Below are 17,317 nucleotides of genomic sequence, written 5' to 3'. Positions count from 1 at the left end.
AGTATTTAGCAAATAGACTTTTAGTCAGGCAGAAATAATTTAAGAAGACAAAATTTCATATCGCCGGAACCATTTAGGTTCTGGCTTTTTTTTTGTGTATAGAACCTCAAAAAGGAAGCAATATGAACTTTAACAACTATACCATAAAGGCCCAGGAAGCAGTACAGAAAGCTTCTGAGATCGCTGTTGGGAACCAGCAGCAGGCCATTGAAAATGCACACCTGCTGAAGGGTTTGTTGTTGGTGGACGAAAACGTTGTTCATTTCCTGCTGAAGAAATTAAACGTCAACGTCAACCGCCTGAACAGCATACTGGATGCAGAGATCAAGAGCTATCCAAAAGTTAGCGGAAGCAATATCTACTTATCATCAGATACGAACTCCGCTTTGCAGAAGGCGCAGTCTTACCTGAAAGAGTTCAAGGATGAATTTATATCTGTTGAGCATATCCTGCTGGGAATCCTGACCACTTCCGGCAAAGTGAGCTCTATCCTTAAGGATTCGGGAGTTACTGAAAAGGATCTCAAGAAAGCGATTGTAGACCTGCGGGGAGACAGCAAGGTGACGGACCAGAATGCGGAAGCGACATATAACGCGCTGAATAAATATGCCCGCAACCTGAATGAATATGCGGAGTCGGGCAAGCTTGACCCTGTAATCGGTCGTGATGAAGAGATCAGACGCGTGATCCAGATCCTATCCCGCCGTACGAAGAACAACCCTATTCTGATTGGTGAGCCGGGTGTGGGTAAGACCGCGATTGCCGAAGGAATCGCCTTCCGGATCATCAAGGGCGACGTACCTGAGAACCTGAAGTCGAAAACCGTCTTTTCCCTGGACATGGGAGCCCTGGTAGCAGGTGCGAAGTACAAGGGAGAATTTGAAGAGCGTTTGAAGGCGGTGATCAAGGAAGTGACACAAAGCGACGGTGAGATCGTGATGTTCATCGACGAGATTCACACGCTGGTTGGTGCCGGCGGTGGAGAAGGTGCGATGGATGCGGCGAACATCCTGAAACCTGCTCTTGCCCGTGGTGAGCTGCGTGCGATCGGTGCGACCACGCTGAACGAATATCAGAAATATATCGAGAAAGACAAGGCTCTGGAACGTCGTTTCCAGAAGGTAACTGTGGATGAACCAGATACACAGGATGCTATATCAATACTTCGTGGGCTAAAGGAACGTTATGAAACCCACCACAAGGTGCGGATTAAGGATGAGGCGATCATTGCGGCCGTTGAGCTTTCGCAACGCTATATATCAGACCGTTTCTTACCGGACAAGGCCATTGACCTGATGGACGAGGCAGCATCTAAACTTCGTCTGGAGATGGACTCCGTGCCAGAGGCTGTGGATGAGCTGGAGCGGCGCATTATGCAGCTGGAGATTGAGCGCGAAGCGATCAAGCGGGAAAATGATGAGAAGAAGGTGCAGGAGCTGAGTGAGGAGATTGCGAACCTCTCTGCTGATCGTGATTCCCTCAGGGCAGCATGGCAGGGCGAAAAAGATCTGGTAGACGGCATCAACAGCCTTGTTGAGCAGATTGAGAACTATAAACTGGAGGCCGAACAGGCAGAGAGGGCCGGCGACTATGGACGCGTGGCAGAGATCCGCTACGGTAAGATCAAGGAAGCTCAGGATAAGGTGGAAAGCCTGAAGACGGAGCTGGCTGAGAAGCAGACTGATAGCCGTATGCTGAAGGAAGAAGTGACATCTGAGGATATAGCAGGCGTTGTTTCGCGCTGGACCGGTATCCCTGTGGCGAAAATGATCCAGAGTGAACGTGTGAAGCTGCTGCATCTGGAGGAAGAACTGCATAAGCGTGTGGCGGGACAGAACGAGGCCATTGAAGCAATATCAGATGCGATCCGCCGCTCACGTGCGGGCTTGCAGGATAAGCGTAAGCCGATCGGTTCATTTATCTTCCTGGGTACTACCGGGGTCGGTAAGACTGAACTGGCGAAGGCGCTTGCTGAGTTCCTGTTCAATGATGAGTCGTCTATGGTACGTATCGATATGAGTGAGTATCAGGAAAGACATGCCGTGTCGAGACTGATCGGTGCGCCTCCAGGATATGTGGGTTACGATGAAGGTGGTCAGCTGACCGAAGCGGTAAGACGCAAACCTTATAGCGTAATCCTGCTGGATGAGATTGAAAAGGCACACCCGGACGTGTTCAATATTCTGCTTCAGGTACTGGACGACGGGCGTTTAACCGATAACAAGGGACGCGTGGTGAACTTTAAGAATACAATCATCATCATGACCTCCAACATTGGCTCTCATTTGATCCAGGAGAACTTCAGCACACTGATCGATACGAACAGGGACGAGATTGTGGCGAAGACCAAGAACCAGATTTTTGAGCTATTAAAACAGACGATCCGTCCGGAATTCCTTAACAGGATCGATGAGCTGATCATGTTTACTCCGCTTGACAGAAGTGAGCTGCGCGATATTGTGACGCTGCAATTCAGGCATGTTCAGCAGACGCTTGCAGAGATGGGTGTTGAGATTGAAGCCTCTGAAGACGCGCTCGACTGGCTGGCACAGTTGGGTTATGACCCGCAGTTTGGGGCCCGTCCGCTGAAGAGGGTTATTCAGAAGCGCATTTTGAATGAGTTATCGAAAGAGATCCTGGCAGGCAAAATTGACAAGGACAGCCACATTGTTTTAGATGTGTTTGATCAAAAGTTTGTTTTTCTGAACAAGGCTTCACTGGAGGAACATAGTCCCGCAAATTAAGGCAAGGAGCTGAACTCAACCTGGGGTACTGAAGGACCCGTCCTTTGAGTAGACCATAGTTTGAAGGCCGAGTTTATACAGAGGCTATCATGGGGTGGAAGCTTTCATATTTCTAAAGATATGGAGCAGACGCCTGATGATAGCCTTTTTATTTTAGTTGATCAGATGGAGCACTTCGCTGATAGGCTGATCGGAATCAATCAGAATACCAGTTAATCCGGCTGCTTCCCCGGCGATGACATCACGTTCGCGATCGCCGATGAAATAAGATTTAGAAGCATCGATATTAAACCGGGCAACACCTTTTTCGAGCATCAGGGATCCCGGCTTTCTGCAGAGGCAGCGGCCATTATAATCGGGGTGGTGCCTGCAGTAATAGATCTCGGTGAGGTGTATGCCTTGAGCTTCATAAGTAGCGCGGAGGTGGTCATGCATCTGCCCAAGCGTCTCTTCAGAGTACCAGCCTTTGGCAGTTCCACCCTGATTGGTAATCACGATGAGTAAGTATCCCCTGTCTTGCAAGGCCCTGAGTGGTTCGAAGTTATGTTCAAGAACATGAAAGTCTTCCAGTTTGCATACATAATCACCTAATTCTCTATTTAGTACGCCGTCGCGATCAAGAAAGACAGCCTTATTTTTTTCCATTGCCCCAAAACTACGATTCCTTTCTATTTTGCCCCAATAAGATTTGCTATTGGTGACCCTGCTGACGAATGCGCTTGCATCCCGCCTTATGCACAGGCAAAATATTTTTAATTTATAATCAATCTTTATTTGCGTAGTAAGGGGGTTTAAAGGGTGTTTTTTAACGAGGACCGTGCGGTTCCCTTCAAAACAGGGCATTGATAGGTGTTTAAACGCTTGACTATCACTCTACTTTTCTATTGATTTGTTTGATAAACCGAACATTATGAAAAGAACCTTACACCTTGGCTTCATGGCCATCCTCTTGACTTTCATGTCATGCGAGCAGCAGGCGGACCCTTCGCAGAAACAATTTTTGGTGCGGCTGAAGGAAACGCAGGACACTGTTAATATTTTTCAGAATAAGGAAATCCTGAAGAACAGGGTTATTACAAACCTGAACAAGTACGTTCGGGATCATGCACTAACCTTCAAGAACTGGACCTTCCATGTAGAGGGCGTCGGAGCAGACAAACTGGATTTAAAAAGTGCCGCAGCTGGCGATTCGACTATCTATGGCGTCAGGTTTGCCTTGCTGGTTCCTCAGGACGGGGCAATAAAGGACGCGATTGCCGGATTGAAGGTAGGCGACAAGATTGCGGTAAGCGGCGAAATGGCGATGAAGACGGAAGACGGAAAAGTTTCGATGAACAGCTATTTTGAGTCTGACTCATCAAAATTCATTAAGCTGATACCAACAGAATTAAAACAATAAGACAAAGAAAAGGCGGCTTATAAACAAACCGCCTTTTCTTTTAATACCTACAGGCCTCTCAACCAATCGACTACTTCGTCTCTGGTTTTTCCTGTTTTGGATTGAAGTCGTCCATACAACTCGTCTTCCTGACCTTCCTGATACGTAAGATCATCGTCGGTCAGATCGCCATATGCCTGTTTAACTTTTCCTTTTATTTCGTTCCACTTTCCTTTTAATTCTAGCTTGTCCATGATATATGTTTTTAATAGATATCAGTACAACAGGCGGAATGAGGAATTGTTCTTTCATATTCTAGAGAGCTCCCTGTCTGATATCTTCGACCACTGCCGGATCAAGCAGGGTACTGGTATCGCCCAGGTTACCCGTTTCGCCTTCAGCGATCTTGCGAAGGATCCTTCTCATAATCTTCCCTGAACGCGTTTTAGGTAGTCCGGATACAAACTGAATCTTATCCGGCTTTGCGATGGCGCCGATAAGACGGGTAACTGTTTTCAGGATGTCTTTGCTGACCAGCTCCCTGTCGTTATGCGTGGAGTTCCCCAGGATCACGTAGGCGTAGATACCCTGGCCCTTAATGGCATGAGGATATCCCACAACAGCACTTTCCACCACATCAGCGTGCATGTTGATGGCATTCTCGACTTCAGCGGTACCAATACGGTGACCGGAGACATTGAGCACGTCATCTACCCGACCGGTAATCTTGTAGTAGCCGTCCTGATCTCTCAGGCAGCCATCTCCGGTAAAGTACATATTTGGATAGGCAGAAAAATACGTTTGCCTGCAGCGTTCGTGATCTCCATAGGTAGTACGTAGCATTCCGGGCCATGGATATTTGATGCAGAGGTTTCCACTCACGCCGTTACCGAAGATTTCCGCTCCGTTTTCGTCGACCAGGCATGGCTGGATACCGGGAAGTGGCAGTGTTGCATAACCGGGCTTTGTTGGGGTAATACCTGCGATGGGACTGATCATGATTCCACCGGTTTCTGTTTGCCACCAGGTGTCTGCAATTGGCGCCTCTCCCTTCCCGATTTTCTCATCGAACCAATGCCACGCTTCTTCATTGATGGGCTCACCTACGGATCCGAGCTTGGTAATGGAACTCAGATCTTTACCGTTGAGCACCTCATCGCCAAAGCTCATGAGTGACCGGATTGCCGTTGGTGCCGTGTAGAGGATGTTCACTTTGTACTCGTCTACGATGTTCCAGAAGCGGTCGGGACCAGGCCAGGTAGGAACACCTTCGAACAGCAGCGAGGTAGCTCCCTGACTTAAGGGGCCGTACACAATGTAGGTATGGCCAGTGATCCAGCCGATATCGGCGGTACAGAAGTAGATCTCCTCGGGCTGGTACTGGAACACGTTGGCGAATGTATAGCCGGCGTAGACCATGTAGCCACCGCAGGTGTGTACAATGCCTTTAGGCTTTCCGGTAGATCCGGAGGTATAGAGAATGAAGAGCACATCTTCGGCGTCCATCTCTTCAGCAGGACATTCGGGATTTCCCTGTGTCTCCACTTTCTTTATCTCATCTTCCCACCAAACATCGCGTCCTTTGATCATGGAGACGGCGGTGCGGCTGCGGGTCAGTACGATGACGCGGGAAACGCTCCGGCATTGAACCAGGGCATCATCTATCACTTCTTTCAGCGGTATGTCTTTGGCACCTCTGAAGCCCCCATCAGCAGTAATGACGACAGAACAAGCTGCATCGTTGATACGGTCTGCTATTGACTGTGCGGAAAAGCCTCCGAAAATGACGGAGTGTACTGCACCGACACGTGCACAGGCCAGTGTGGCTATGGCGAGTTCCGGGACCATGGGCAGGTAAATGCAAACGCGGTCGCCTTTCTTTACACCATTGTTTTTCAACACATTGGCGAATTGACAAACCTTGTCATGCAACTGCCTGTAAGTCAGAATTCGGTGTGCTTCTTCTGGGTCGTTGGGCTCCCAGATGATCGCAGCTTTATCGCCGTTATGCTCCAGGTGCCTGTCGAGGCAGTTTTCTGTAATGTTCAGTTTTGCTCCTTCAAACCATTTAATCTCCGGGTCGCGGAAGTTCCAGTTGACGACATTGTCCCATTTCTTCCGCCATTGGAAGTTCTCGGCGATTTCCGCCCAGAACTCTTCCGGTTGTTTTACACTGTAGTCATAAACTTCCTTGTAATTCTCAAAAGAAGAAATCTTTAGTTCTCTCATTATAAATTGGTATCTGTATGAATGTTTAAAAAATTAGTGGATTTCGCGCCTGTATTCCCCTTTGAAGGCGTAGTATCCGAATAGTATAAAGCCGATCAGAATCGGGATAAAAATCGTGACGATTACAATCCAGAAAACATAATCTTCTGCGTTCGCCCCTGTTGAACTCAGTGCTACAGCTGCTTTATAAAACAGGTATACACCTAATATAACGCCTAATAGGAGCCATAGTATGCCGAGGTATTTACGTAGTGAATTCATCTTAGTCGTTCGTTGTGTTGTAAGTGCTTTTGTTAATATAAACCAATCCGATGATCAGGCACACGGCAGCTACTCCTATAGGGTACCACAGGCCGTCAAAAGGCGTGGCTCCAGGCAATGATGTCAGGCTGATTGCGATAAAGGGAGTGAGTCCGCCGAAAACGCCATTGCCGATATGATAGGGAAGCGACATGGAAGTATAACGTATATTGGTTGGAAACAGTTCGACCAGAAATGCGGCTATTGGTCCGTAGACCATAGTTACAAAGAGAACCTGAACAAAGACGAGCGCCACGAGTATCCAGAATGAGGACGTAGGTAAATTGATCTCCTTGCTTTCCACCTGTTTGCCGTCAGTCCCCGTGGTAGTAATCAGTCTTTGAATGGTTCCATCGGAAAAGTGCCGCTCGGTTGTTTGTACGATTTGTGTAGCCCCTTCGTCACTCCTGGTGGTTGTACGCTCGATCATATTACCTGAAGGCACTTCAGTTTTTGTGCTGATATCAGACAAGGCATACATCTGCTTGTAGATGGGGCGGTAGAACAGTATACCGAAAAGCATACCTGCCATCATGATATTCCGCCGCCCGATTTTGTCGGACCAGCCGCCAAATACGATGAAGAAGGGCGTGGCGAGAAGCAGCCCGATAGCAATGATGTAGTTAGACTGCACAAATTCGATATTCATCGTTTTCTGAATGAATGAGAGCGCGTAAAACTGACCTGTATACCAGATGACGCCCTGCCCTGCCGTAGCACCAAACAAGGCCAGCAGCACCATTTTCAGGTTTTCCTTCTTCCCAAAGGATTCTTTCAGGGGATTTTTGACGGTCTTTCCTTCTGCTTTCACCTTTGCAAAGAGCGGTGATTCATGCATCTTCATGCGGATAACGATGGAGACGATGACGAGTAGTGAAGACAGGATAAATGGAATACGCCATCCCCAGCTGTTGAATGCATCTACGCCGACCAGATGCCTGGCGAGAAGGATCACACCCAGGGAAAGGAAGAGGCCCATGGTTGCAGTTGTCTGAATGAAACTGGTATAAAAACCTCGCCTGTTAGGTGGTGCATGCTCGGCAACATAGGTGGCCGCGCCACCGTACTCCCCGCCGAGGGCAAGGCCCTGAACCAGGCGCAGCAGCAGCACCAGAATAGGTGCAGCGTATCCGATAGATGCAAATCCGGGGATAAGGCCGATGGCAAAGGTAGAGCCTCCCATCAGGACCAGGGTAAGAAGAAAGGTGTACTTTCTTCCGATCAGGTCGCCGAGCCGGCCGAAAACAAGGGCTCCGAAGGGCCTGACGATAAACCCTGCGGCGAAAGTTGCCAAAGTGGAGAGGAAGGCCGCTGTTGGATTGTCAACCGGAAAGAACTGGGTTGACAGGATGGTTGCCAAACTGCCGAAGATATAAAAGTCATACCATTCGATGAGGGTTCCGACGGAGGATGCAGTTATTACACTCCACAGTTTGTTTTTGCCCTCTACCGGCGTAGAGACTTGAGTAGTGATGGCCATAAGTTGGATTAGTTTTTAGTTAGCGGCCTTAATTTAGAAATATTATGGAATAGAACGGCTAAAAAATCGAAAAAGGTGTTGGTACAGCTATCTACCTTACAGGCTGAATCAGGTCTCTTGTAGTGTATCGATTCGCCCCCGCGATAATACGAGGTATCTTGACACTAAGGTTGAGCCAGGTCATGGGTTGCAGAGGGCAGCTTGGCTTAACGGAGGCATGTTGGGGATTATGCGAGAGTCTTTTAAGGTAATGCATAGTCGCTGCTCATCCACTTAGAGCCGAAACACTTCACCTGATAAGCAAATAAAGCAGGGAGATAGACAGGAAATCCATGTGATTAAAATAATTAGCCAAAAAGTATTGCGTTTTAAAATTATTCTTATGATATTTGCAAACTCTTTAAGAGACTGATTTTTACAAAAAGATACACAACATAGTCATGTCGAGAATTTGTGATTTAACAGGAAAAATGGCAATGAAAGGTCATAACGTTTCAAACTCAAACGTTAAGACTAAGCGCAAATTTTATCCTAACCTGAAAGTAAAGAAATTTTACATTCCTGAAGAAGGCCGCTGGATTACGCTGAAAGTTTCAACTTCAGCAATCAAAACTATTAATAAGAACGGAATCAGCGCCGTGATTAATAAATTCCTTAAACAAGGATTCGTTTAATTAATTAAAAAAGAAAAAAATGGCTAAGAAAGGTAACCGTGTTCAGGTGATTTTAGAATGCACAGAACACAAGGCTAGTGGCGAACCTGGGATGTCTCGTTATATCACCAATAAAAATAAAAAGAACACTACTGAGCGTTTGGAGTTGAAGAAATTCAATCCTTTCCTGAAGAAAGTAACTGTTCACAAAGAAATTAAATAATTCAGGCTCATACCTAATTAAAATATAAAGAGATGGCAAAGAAAGTAGTTGCAACCCTGAAAACAGGAAAAGGCAAAGAATATTCTAAAGTGATCACGATGGTTAAGTCTGACAAAACCGGCGCTTACACTTTTAGAGAGATCATTGCACATAACGACCACGTTAAAGACGCTATTGCTGAAGCTAAAAAAGCTTAGTGATCATATTCCTTTAAAAATATTAAGGAGCCGTCCCGATATACATCAGGAGGGCTTTTTTTGTATAGTCAGCATATTACATCACAATGGGATTATTCGATTTTTTTAAAAAGAAGGAAGCTACCCCTGTCCAGCAGGAGGCCCTGGACAAGGGTTTAGAAAAAACCAAAGATGGCTTGTTCTCCAAACTGACAAAGGCAGTTATGGGGAAATCGACCGTTGACGATGAGGTTCTCGATAATCTGGAGGAAATCCTGGTGACCTCTGATGTAGGTGTAGCTACCACGCTGAAAATCATTGATCGTATACAGGAGCGCGTGGCCAGGGATAAGTTCTTTGGCACGTCTGAACTCAACAACCTTTTGAAGGATGAGATTCAGCAGCTTTTAGCAGAGAACAATAGCAACGATTTCGACAAATTCGAGTACGGAAATCACAAGCCATACGTCATTATGGTAGTAGGTGTAAACGGTGTTGGAAAAACCACGACGATTGGTAAGCTGGCTCACCAGTTGAAGCAGGCGGGCAACAAGGTTGTTCTTGGCGCCGCTGATACCTTCAGGGCCGCGGCTGTTGATCAGTTGAAGCTGTGGGGCGAGCGGGTTGGTGTGCGGGTTGTGGCGCAGGCGATGGGTTCTGACCCTGCCTCCGTAGCATACGATACCATCCACTCTGCTGTCTCTAACGGCGAAGATGTTGCGATTATAGATACAGCGGGAAGGCTGCACAATAAAGTGGCTTTGATGAACGAGCTTACCAAGATCAAAACTGTCATGCAAAAGGTTGTTCCCGGGGCTCCTCATGAAATATTGCTGGTACTGGATGCTTCGACGGGACAAAATGCGATTGAGCAGTGCAAACAGTTTACGCAAGCTACTGACGTGAATGCTTTGGCCCTTACCAAGCTCGATGGTACAGCAAAAGGTGGTGTTGTGATCGGGATTTCTGATCAGTTCAAGATCCCGGTGAAATACATCGGCGTTGGTGAAGGGATCAGTGATCTTCAGCTTTTTGATAGGAAAGAATTTGTGAATAGCCTCTTTAAATAGGCGGCTTAGATGGGAATGGAATGTTAACAAATAGTGCAAAAAAGAGAGAGCCAGTTAAGAAGCCCAAGGTAAATGTGATTACCCTGGGTTGTTCTAAAAATATATACGATTCGGAAGTTCTGATGGGTCAGCTGCGTGGAAACATGATAGATGTTGTTCATGAGGCTGATACCGTTACCAAGGACGACATTATCGTGATCAATACCTGTGGCTTTATCGACAATGCCAAGCAGGAGTCTATTGACACCATCCTTCAGTACAGTGAGCTGAAGGAACAGGGTAAGGTGGGAAAAGTGATTGTTACCGGCTGCCTTTCTGAACGGTATAAGCCGGAATTAGAATCGGAGATCACGAACGTGGATGCGTATTTCGGCACCAATGATCTGCAGAATATCCTGACTAACCTGGGTGCTGATTACAAATATGAGCTCCTGGGAGAACGATTGCTCACTACTCCATCGCACTTCGCCTATTTTAAAATCGCGGAAGGCTGCAACCGCCCCTGCTCATTTTGTGCTATCCCTCTGATGAGAGGAAAGCATGTGTCCAAATCAATTGATGATCTGGTAAACGAAGCGAAAGGGCTTGTAAGAAACGGAACAAAGGAGCTTATCCTGATTGCTCAGGACCTGACTTACTACGGACTGGATCTTTATGGAAAGCGTAATCTGGACGAATTACTTCGCAATCTTTCGGATGTTGCAGGAGTGGAATGGATCCGATTACAATATGCCTATCCATCCGGATTCCCGATGGAGATCCTGGATGTAATGAATGAGCGGGATAACATCTGCAAGTACCTGGATATGCCTCTTCAGCACATCAGTGACCCGATGCTGAAATCTATGCGTCGTGGAATCACCAAGCAGAAGACCATTGACCTTGTTAATTCTATCCGTGATAAAGTGCCCGATATTGCTTTGAGGACGACTTTGATCTGCGGTTATCCCGGTGAAACCGAGTCTGATTTCATGGAGATGAGGGATTGGGTAGAAGAAACTCGTTTCGACAGACTGGGTTGCTTTACTTATTCACATGAGGAAAAGACTCATGCCCATTCTCTGATCGACGACGTCCCGGATGAAGTGAAGGAACAGAGGGTTGAAGAGATCATGAACGTCCAGCAGGAGATTTCTTTCGAGAAGAACCAGGAGAAGGTTGGAAAATCATTTAAGGTCCTGATCGACAAAAAAGAAGGAGATTACTTCGTCGGTCGTACAGAATACGACTCTCCGGAGGTTGATAATGAGGTTCTGCTACATGCTTCAACCAATTATGCAACTGTCGGAAGTTTTGTGAACGTGAATATTGAACGAGCTGAAGATTTCGATTTGTATGGACAAATTGTCAAATAAATGATTTGAATTAGGGGAGTTGAAAAATTCCCCTAATTTCGTAAACGATGAAAGCAACCTACATCGATTATAACGAAACAAATAGTTTTTCATCCACGGCCCTGAGCTATCTGGCCCAGGATCCAAGACTCAAACCTTTTGTATCTTATTTTCCAACCCTGGAAAACTTTGGAAGGCTTATAGCTGAGAAAAAGATAAGTGCCGACCGGCAGATTCTTCATGACGTTCTGCTAAAACAGTACGCAGACGCAGTTCCTGCTCTGCATGAAAAAGTTACCAGCAATATCAAGCTGCTGCTAAAAGACAACACGTATACCGTGACTACCGGTCATCAGCTGAATATCTTCACCGGACCGCTTTATTTTATCTATAAGATTGTTACTGCAATCAATCTTGCCACTGAGCTAAAGGCTCAGTATCCGGAAAAGGATTTCGTCCCTGTATATTGGATGGCTTCTGAAGATCATGACTTTGCTGAAATCAACCATGTGAAGCTCTTTGGTAACAAGGTCTCCTGGAATATTCAAGCCAGTGGAGCCACCGGGCGCCTCGATCCGGCATCAATAGATGAAGCACTACGAACCTATTGCAATTCTCTCGGAATTTCTGAAAATGCGGAGCGTCTGACATCTGTCCTCCGTGATGCTTACCTGGAACAGAAGACGCTGGCTTCAGCTACCCGACATCTTGTTGACGCATTGTTTGCGGAATACGGTGTGGTTATCGTTGACGCTGACGACGTACACCTGAAACGTCAGTTCGCTTCGATTATCGAAGAAGACATTCTGAATAAAAAAAGTTTCGAAGCCATAACGAAGACAAGCAAAGAGCTTAAAGATGCCGGCTTTGACCCTCAGGTGAACAGCAGAGACATCAATTTCTTTTATATGAAGGATGCGATGCGTGAGCGAATTACAGAGAACAATGGCTTATATTATGTCCTGAATTCGGAACTTCAGTTTACAGCGGAAGAACTGCAGGAGGAGATCCGGTCCTTTCCGGAACGATTCAGTCCTAATGTAGTTATGAGACCATTATATCAGGAGGTTATTCTTCCGAATCTGGCTTATATAGGAGGAGGTGCAGAACTGGTCTATTGGCTGCAATTGAAGCAAAATTTTGAGCAGTTTCATGTCGACTTCCCCATTCTCCTTCTAAGAAATTCGGCCATGCTGGTTGACGACTCGTTCAGCAGCAAGTTATGCCGCCTGCAGATTCAACCGAAAGTCATATTCAAGGATACAGAGGCGATCAAAAGAGAGTGGGTTATAAAAAACAGCCGCAACTCACTGTCGCTTCAGGATGAAGTCAAAGAATTTGGTGCGCTTTTCGAAAAGCTAAAGCTCCGGGCTTGTAAAATAGATCCTACCCTGGTGCCGAGTACCGAGGCGATCAAAGCTCGGCTGGCCCATGCACTTCAAAACCTTGAGAAGAAGGTGATTAAAGCTGAGAAAAGAAACCACGAGGATACGTTGCAACAAATTGACAGCTTGAAGCAAAAATATTTTCCAGGAGGAGGCTTGCAGGAGCGTACTGAAAACTTCGGAATCTATTTTGTTCGCTATGGAGACAGCTTTGTTGCTGAGCTGGTACGCCATTTCAAGCCACTAGACTTCAAATTCACCATTCTTGAACCTTAACTATGAGTTCTCATATCTTTCAGGAAGCTAAATTAAGGGCTTTCACAAAGTCTGTATTTTTTGCTATGGGATGCAGCGAAGAACATGCTGCTCTGGCTACTGACGTGTTAATTGCCTCCGACTTGCGGGGTATTGATTCTCACGGTGTAGCTCGTCTAAGCGGCTATATTCGCCTCTGGAAGAAGAATCGAATAAACCCTGCTCCTAACATCAGGATCATTCACGAGACCGCCAGTACTGCTACAATTGACGGAGATGGTGGCTTGGGTCTGGTTGTCGCTCCCTTTGCGATGCAGATCGCGATGGAGAAAGCGGACAAGTATGGCTCAGGCTGGGTTTCTGTTAAGAATTCAAATCACTTCGGGATTGCCGGCTACCATGCCATGCAAGCTGTGAGCCGGGACATGATCGGAATAGCTATGACGAATGCGAGTCCGCTTGTTGCACCGACCTTCACTACTGAACGTTTATTGGGAACTAACCCGATGTGTTACGCATTTCCGGCTGGCAAATACCCTCCTGTTATAGTGGATATGGCCACTGCCGCTGCTGCTAACGGAAAGTTGGAAATAGCACAGAGGGAAGGTAAGAGCATACCGGAGGGCTGGGTACAGACCAGCAGTGGTAGTTCAACCACGGACGCACACGCATTGAAAGGAGGAGGCTCTCTCCTGCCTTTGGGAAGTGACCGCGAACATGGAAGTCATAAAGGCTTCGGACTAAGTGCAACGGTTGATATTCTTACCTCAATTTTATCGGGTGCGAACTATGGTCCATGGGTGCCACCCTTCGTGGCCTTCTTAGACCCTCTTCCAAGCCTTCCAGGCGAAGGTATTGGCCATTTCCATGGTGCATTGCGGATTGATGGATTTCGCCCGGCAGAGGACTTCAAAAATCACATGGATAACTGGATAGAGCGCTTTAAAGCTGCAAAGCCAATTGATCCAGAGCAGCCCCTGGTTATTCCAGGAGAGCCCGAGACTGCAGCCGAAGCTATACGTAAGGTGGAAGGAATACCGCTTTCCCAGCCGGTGGTCAAGGATCTGGAGGAGCTTGCAGATATGCTTCAGATAGAAAGATTAGCTTAGGAGCACAGGAGAATTGTATATAAGAGAAAAGGCCGGGATCGATTATCCCGGCCTTTTCTCTTATATCTTAAATCATCGTTACTTGATTCCCATGAACAGCCTGTTCCAACGAATTTTACTTAGGAAGCTACCGCGTTCATTCCAGCTCATCCAGACGAAAAGGGCTTTTCCGACTATATGATCTTCGGGAACAAAGCCCCAAAAACGTGAATCGAGCGAATTGTCGCGATTATCGCCCATCATCCAATAGTAGTTCATTTTGAACGTATAGGATGTCGCAGGTTGGCCATTTATCAGCATCGTATTCTGATCCTTTACCGCGATCGTATTACCCTCATAAACTTCAATCGCCCTCCGGTAGACAGGAATAGTTGTACTGTCTAACTTGACGGTCCATCCTTTTTTAGGAATTATGATCGGACCGAAATTGTCTATGTTCCACATAAAGTGCGGATCCTTTGGAAAAACTTCAGTATCCACTACTGAAGTCGGTTGGATATAAGGCTTGACGTCCCTTACGTTTGCCCAACCCTTGATTTCTGCCGCCTGCTCTTCAGTCATGTTGAAAAGGTACTCAACCTCGGATTGACGTTGAGCATCAATGTTCATATCTACAAGACGTTGCGGGTTAAAATCCGTTCCATCGGACACTACTACATGATACTTCTGACCAAATTTGGGATTAATCCCCTTTTCGCCATTAACATACACCTGAGCGTTTATGATGCGAATAGTATCCCCCCCTATTCCGATACACCTCTTGATATAGTTTTCACGTTTGTCAACGGGACGAAAGAAAGGAGAATCAGCCTCCATAGGGAAGTTAAATACCACCACATCGTTACGCTCAATATCTTCAAGGGCGGGCAGTCTATGATAATCAATCTTCAAGCCTTCCCAGTAGGCTTTCGTACCAGTAAGAGGCATCGAATGATGGGCAAAAGGAAAAGCGATAGGTGTCATTGGCACGCGTGCTCCATAATTCACCTTGCTCACAAAAAGGAAATCACCTATCAACAAGGATTTCTCCATTGATCCCGTAGGGATGGTATATGCCTCCAATAAAAAGCTTCTGATAAGGGTAGCCGCTACTACAGCGAAAATGATAGCGTCTCCCCATTCCCGGGCAGCTGATTTTCTATACGGGTATTTCTCACGAAATTCCTGCGAAGCTGATGGTCCAAGGTATACCACGTTCTTGTCAAATCCCCATAAAGGAAATACTATACATGGGAGAACGACAGCTGCTGCGTGAGCTAAAAAAGAATTCTTTCCGTAGCTCTTAGCAAAATCAACTGCAAGTCCCAACCAAACGATAAGGTTTATAACTGGAATCACAAGCAGAATAATCCACCACAATGGTCTGCCAGTAATTCTCAACATAACGACCATATTGTAAACAGGAATAAGAGCTTCCCAACCCTTACGACCGGCTTTTTCGAACAACTTCCACATTCCGACAAGAGTCAGAACGACGAAAATTATTGTAAATAACCATAGTCCAGCATTTTCCATAAAGTGTCTTTTAATTATTAAAATCAAATATGTTCTCGACCGAGTAGAAGCCCTTTCTTCCTTTCAACCATTCAGCCGCAATAACAGCACCGAGTGCAAACCCTGCACGGCTATGTGCAGTATGCTTAAATTCTATTTCATCTACTTCCGAACTGTAGATCACCGTGTGCGTTCCGGGCACATCTTCTATTCTTAATGATTCAATTAACAATTGATCTGGCTTATTCACGACTTCTTTACCATCATCAACCAAATTATTGACCCATTCTGTCTTCCGGTCTAAACCCTCTAAAATTCCTTCAGCGATAGTTATCGCAGTTCCGCTCGGAGAATCCAATTTTTGCGTATGATGGATCTCTTCAACCTGAGCTTCATACTGGTGGTATGGGTTCATCACTTTAGCAAGCATTCTATTCACATAGAAGAAAATATTTACTCCAATACTAAAGTTAGAGCCATAAAGTAGGGTATTGTTACTCTCGATACATTTATCTTTCACATTTTGCAGTTGCGCATACCAACCAGTAGTACCTACTACCAGCGGCAAGCGAGCTTGAAAGCACATCTCAATGTTCTTCATAACAGAGTCTGGAGTACTGAAGTCGATAGCCACATCTGCCTTCTCAAGGTTTTCGAGAGTTAATTGGTCCAGACTATTTTCGTCAATTCTGAGTACAATTTCGTGGTTGCGATTTTGAGCGAATTGCTCAATAATTCGACCCATCTTGCCATAACCTAAAAGGGCTATCTTCATTAGAGTATAGTTTATTTATTCGAATCAAAGGGCTAAAGATATTTTTATTCCGGGCACCGGAACAAGGGAGGCATGCGTTGGTAAACTTTGCAAAGATGGCTTTACCTTAAATGCTAATTCATCTGAGACATCCCATCTGAAAAATTTGGCATCCACATAAGCATCAATGATATTTATTGCATACACTCCTAGTCCAACCAAGACACTAAGATCACGGTTTCTCCTGTAAAAATCTCTTCCGCTTAATAACGCAGTTTCGTCAAGGTTGGCATACTCGGGATTATGTTCTCTACCATCCGGAATATTACTTTTCTCGTTGTATCTGACTTGTAACTCCGTAAGGATATCCCGGTAATATCGATGATTGAATTCAAATACGAGTGCAGTACCAACTAACCCTCCGTAAATGAAAGGGACTTTCCACCATCTCCCGTTTTTGATTTGCCCTAGGCCAGGTAAGATAGCAGAACGTCGGGCAGCCTGTCCAGGCATTTTCTCGATTGCCAACCTTGCTGAATCCTTCACCACAGCTGGCTTATCGGGCTTTTCACCTGCCACTCTGACAACAGTATCTTTCTTAGCTATTGTCTTTGGCTTCTTTGAGTCGGGATTTGACATAGCTGAATCCACTTTGACCACAACAGTATCCGTTTGCGAATAAACCGATCCTGTGAATGCCATGCACAATATCCAAAGCAGTATCTTATAAAAG

The 17,317-nt window shown here is 46.0% G+C and carries 17 protein-coding genes; 9 read left to right on the top strand and 8 right to left on the bottom strand.

Features of this window, described 5'->3' with window-relative positions:
• The first annotated feature begins 122 nt into the window (after nucleotides 1-122).
• A complete protein-coding gene (gene clpB, locus ACO1NU_RS12765) occupies nucleotides 123-2,744 on the top strand; it encodes an ATP-dependent chaperone ClpB (protein ID WP_448818876.1) in 2,622 nt (873 codons plus the stop codon).
• Nucleotides 2,745-2,897: 153 nt separating this feature from the next.
• Here the strand turns inward: clpB and ACO1NU_RS12760 are convergent, their stop codons facing one another.
• Nucleotides 2,898-3,389 (bottom strand): D-glycero-alpha-D-manno-heptose-1,7-bisphosphate 7-phosphatase, encoded by a 492-nt coding sequence (locus tag ACO1NU_RS12760; protein ID WP_448818875.1) that lies wholly within the window; start codon nucleotides 3,387-3,389, stop codon nucleotides 2,898-2,900.
• Nucleotides 3,390-3,654: 265 nt separating this feature from the next.
• Here ACO1NU_RS12760 and ACO1NU_RS12755 point away from each other — a divergent pair, with 265 nt between their 5' ends.
• The gene (locus ACO1NU_RS12755; RefSeq protein WP_448818874.1) at nucleotides 3,655-4,143 is read left to right on the top strand and encodes a hypothetical protein; all 489 of its coding nucleotides are present in this window, start codon (nucleotides 3,655-3,657) and stop codon (nucleotides 4,141-4,143) included.
• Between the two features lie 47 nt (nucleotides 4,144-4,190).
• On the opposite strand, the gene ACO1NU_RS12750 is transcribed toward ACO1NU_RS12755, so the two are convergent.
• From ACO1NU_RS12750 to ACO1NU_RS12735, 4 genes are all read right to left on the bottom strand, one after another.
• A complete protein-coding gene (locus tag ACO1NU_RS12750; protein WP_448818873.1) occupies nucleotides 4,191-4,376 on the bottom strand; it encodes a CsbD family protein in 186 nt (61 codons plus the stop codon).
• Nucleotides 4,377-4,437: 61 nt separating this feature from the next.
• Nucleotides 4,438-6,351, bottom strand: coding sequence for an acetate--CoA ligase (acs, locus tag ACO1NU_RS12745; protein WP_448818872.1), 1,914 nt, complete (start codon nucleotides 6,349-6,351; stop codon nucleotides 4,438-4,440).
• A 33-nt stretch (nucleotides 6,352-6,384) separates the two neighbouring features.
• Nucleotides 6,385-6,612 carry a DUF6814 family protein gene (locus ACO1NU_RS12740; RefSeq protein ID WP_448818871.1) on the bottom strand — a complete coding sequence of 76 codons (228 nt, stop codon included), beginning with the start codon at nucleotides 6,610-6,612 and terminating at the stop codon, nucleotides 6,385-6,387.
• 1 nt (nucleotide 6,613) lies between these two features.
• A complete protein-coding gene (locus ACO1NU_RS12735) occupies nucleotides 6,614-8,131 on the bottom strand; it encodes an MFS transporter (RefSeq protein WP_448818870.1) in 1,518 nt (505 codons plus the stop codon).
• A gap of 440 nt (nucleotides 8,132-8,571) precedes the next feature.
• Between ACO1NU_RS12735 and rpmB the strand changes: the two genes are divergently transcribed.
• The 7 genes from rpmB to ACO1NU_RS12700 all read left to right on the top strand — a co-directional run bounded on the left by rpmB (nucleotide 8,572) and on the right by ACO1NU_RS12700 (nucleotide 14,336).
• Complete coding sequence (rpmB, locus tag ACO1NU_RS12730; RefSeq protein ID WP_106293710.1) at nucleotides 8,572-8,805, top strand: 50S ribosomal protein L28; 234 nt, start codon at nucleotides 8,572-8,574, stop codon at nucleotides 8,803-8,805.
• Nucleotides 8,806-8,824: 19 nt separating this feature from the next.
• Nucleotides 8,825-9,007 (top strand): 50S ribosomal protein L33, encoded by a 183-nt coding sequence (rpmG, locus tag ACO1NU_RS12725; RefSeq protein WP_106293708.1) that lies wholly within the window; start codon nucleotides 8,825-8,827, stop codon nucleotides 9,005-9,007.
• 32 nt (nucleotides 9,008-9,039) lie between these two features.
• Nucleotides 9,040-9,204 (top strand): DUF4295 domain-containing protein, encoded by a 165-nt coding sequence (locus ACO1NU_RS12720; protein ID WP_448818869.1) that lies wholly within the window; start codon nucleotides 9,040-9,042, stop codon nucleotides 9,202-9,204.
• An 86-nt stretch (nucleotides 9,205-9,290) separates the two neighbouring features.
• Nucleotides 9,291-10,253, top strand: a complete 963-nt coding sequence (gene ftsY / locus ACO1NU_RS12715; protein ID WP_448818868.1) for a signal recognition particle-docking protein FtsY — start codon at nucleotides 9,291-9,293, stop codon at nucleotides 10,251-10,253.
• A gap of 20 nt (nucleotides 10,254-10,273) precedes the next feature.
• A complete protein-coding gene (gene rimO / locus ACO1NU_RS12710) occupies nucleotides 10,274-11,608 on the top strand; it encodes a 30S ribosomal protein S12 methylthiotransferase RimO (RefSeq protein WP_448818867.1) in 1,335 nt (444 codons plus the stop codon).
• A gap of 47 nt (nucleotides 11,609-11,655) precedes the next feature.
• Nucleotides 11,656-13,248: a bacillithiol biosynthesis cysteine-adding enzyme BshC gene (bshC, locus tag ACO1NU_RS12705; RefSeq protein WP_448818866.1), complete on the top strand. Its 1,593-nt coding sequence runs from the start codon at nucleotides 11,656-11,658 to the stop codon at nucleotides 13,246-13,248.
• A 2-nt stretch (nucleotides 13,249-13,250) separates the two neighbouring features.
• On the top strand, nucleotides 13,251-14,336 hold the full coding sequence (locus ACO1NU_RS12700) for an Ldh family oxidoreductase (protein WP_448818865.1): 1,086 nt from the start codon (nucleotides 13,251-13,253) through the stop codon (nucleotides 14,334-14,336).
• 78 nt (nucleotides 14,337-14,414) lie between these two features.
• Here ACO1NU_RS12700 and lepB read toward each other — a convergent pair whose 3' ends face one another.
• The 3 genes from lepB to ACO1NU_RS12685 are packed head-to-tail and all read right to left on the bottom strand — an operon-like array spanning nucleotide 14,415 to nucleotide 17,286.
• Nucleotides 14,415-15,851 (bottom strand): signal peptidase I, encoded by a 1,437-nt coding sequence (lepB, locus tag ACO1NU_RS12695; protein WP_448818864.1) that lies wholly within the window; start codon nucleotides 15,849-15,851, stop codon nucleotides 14,415-14,417.
• A 10-nt stretch (nucleotides 15,852-15,861) separates the two neighbouring features.
• Nucleotides 15,862-16,605 carry a 4-hydroxy-tetrahydrodipicolinate reductase gene (gene dapB / locus ACO1NU_RS12690; protein ID WP_448818863.1) on the bottom strand — a complete coding sequence of 248 codons (744 nt, stop codon included), beginning with the start codon at nucleotides 16,603-16,605 and terminating at the stop codon, nucleotides 15,862-15,864.
• 24 nt (nucleotides 16,606-16,629) lie between these two features.
• Nucleotides 16,630-17,286 carry a DUF5683 domain-containing protein gene (locus ACO1NU_RS12685; protein ID WP_448818862.1) on the bottom strand — a complete coding sequence of 219 codons (657 nt, stop codon included), beginning with the start codon at nucleotides 17,284-17,286 and terminating at the stop codon, nucleotides 16,630-16,632.
• Nucleotides 17,287-17,317 lie beyond the last annotated feature (31 nt).

This window comes from Arcticibacter sp., assembly GCF_053551015.1.
The sequence above is the reverse complement of the archived record's forward strand: the minus strand, read 5'-3'. Positions and strand labels throughout refer to the sequence as shown.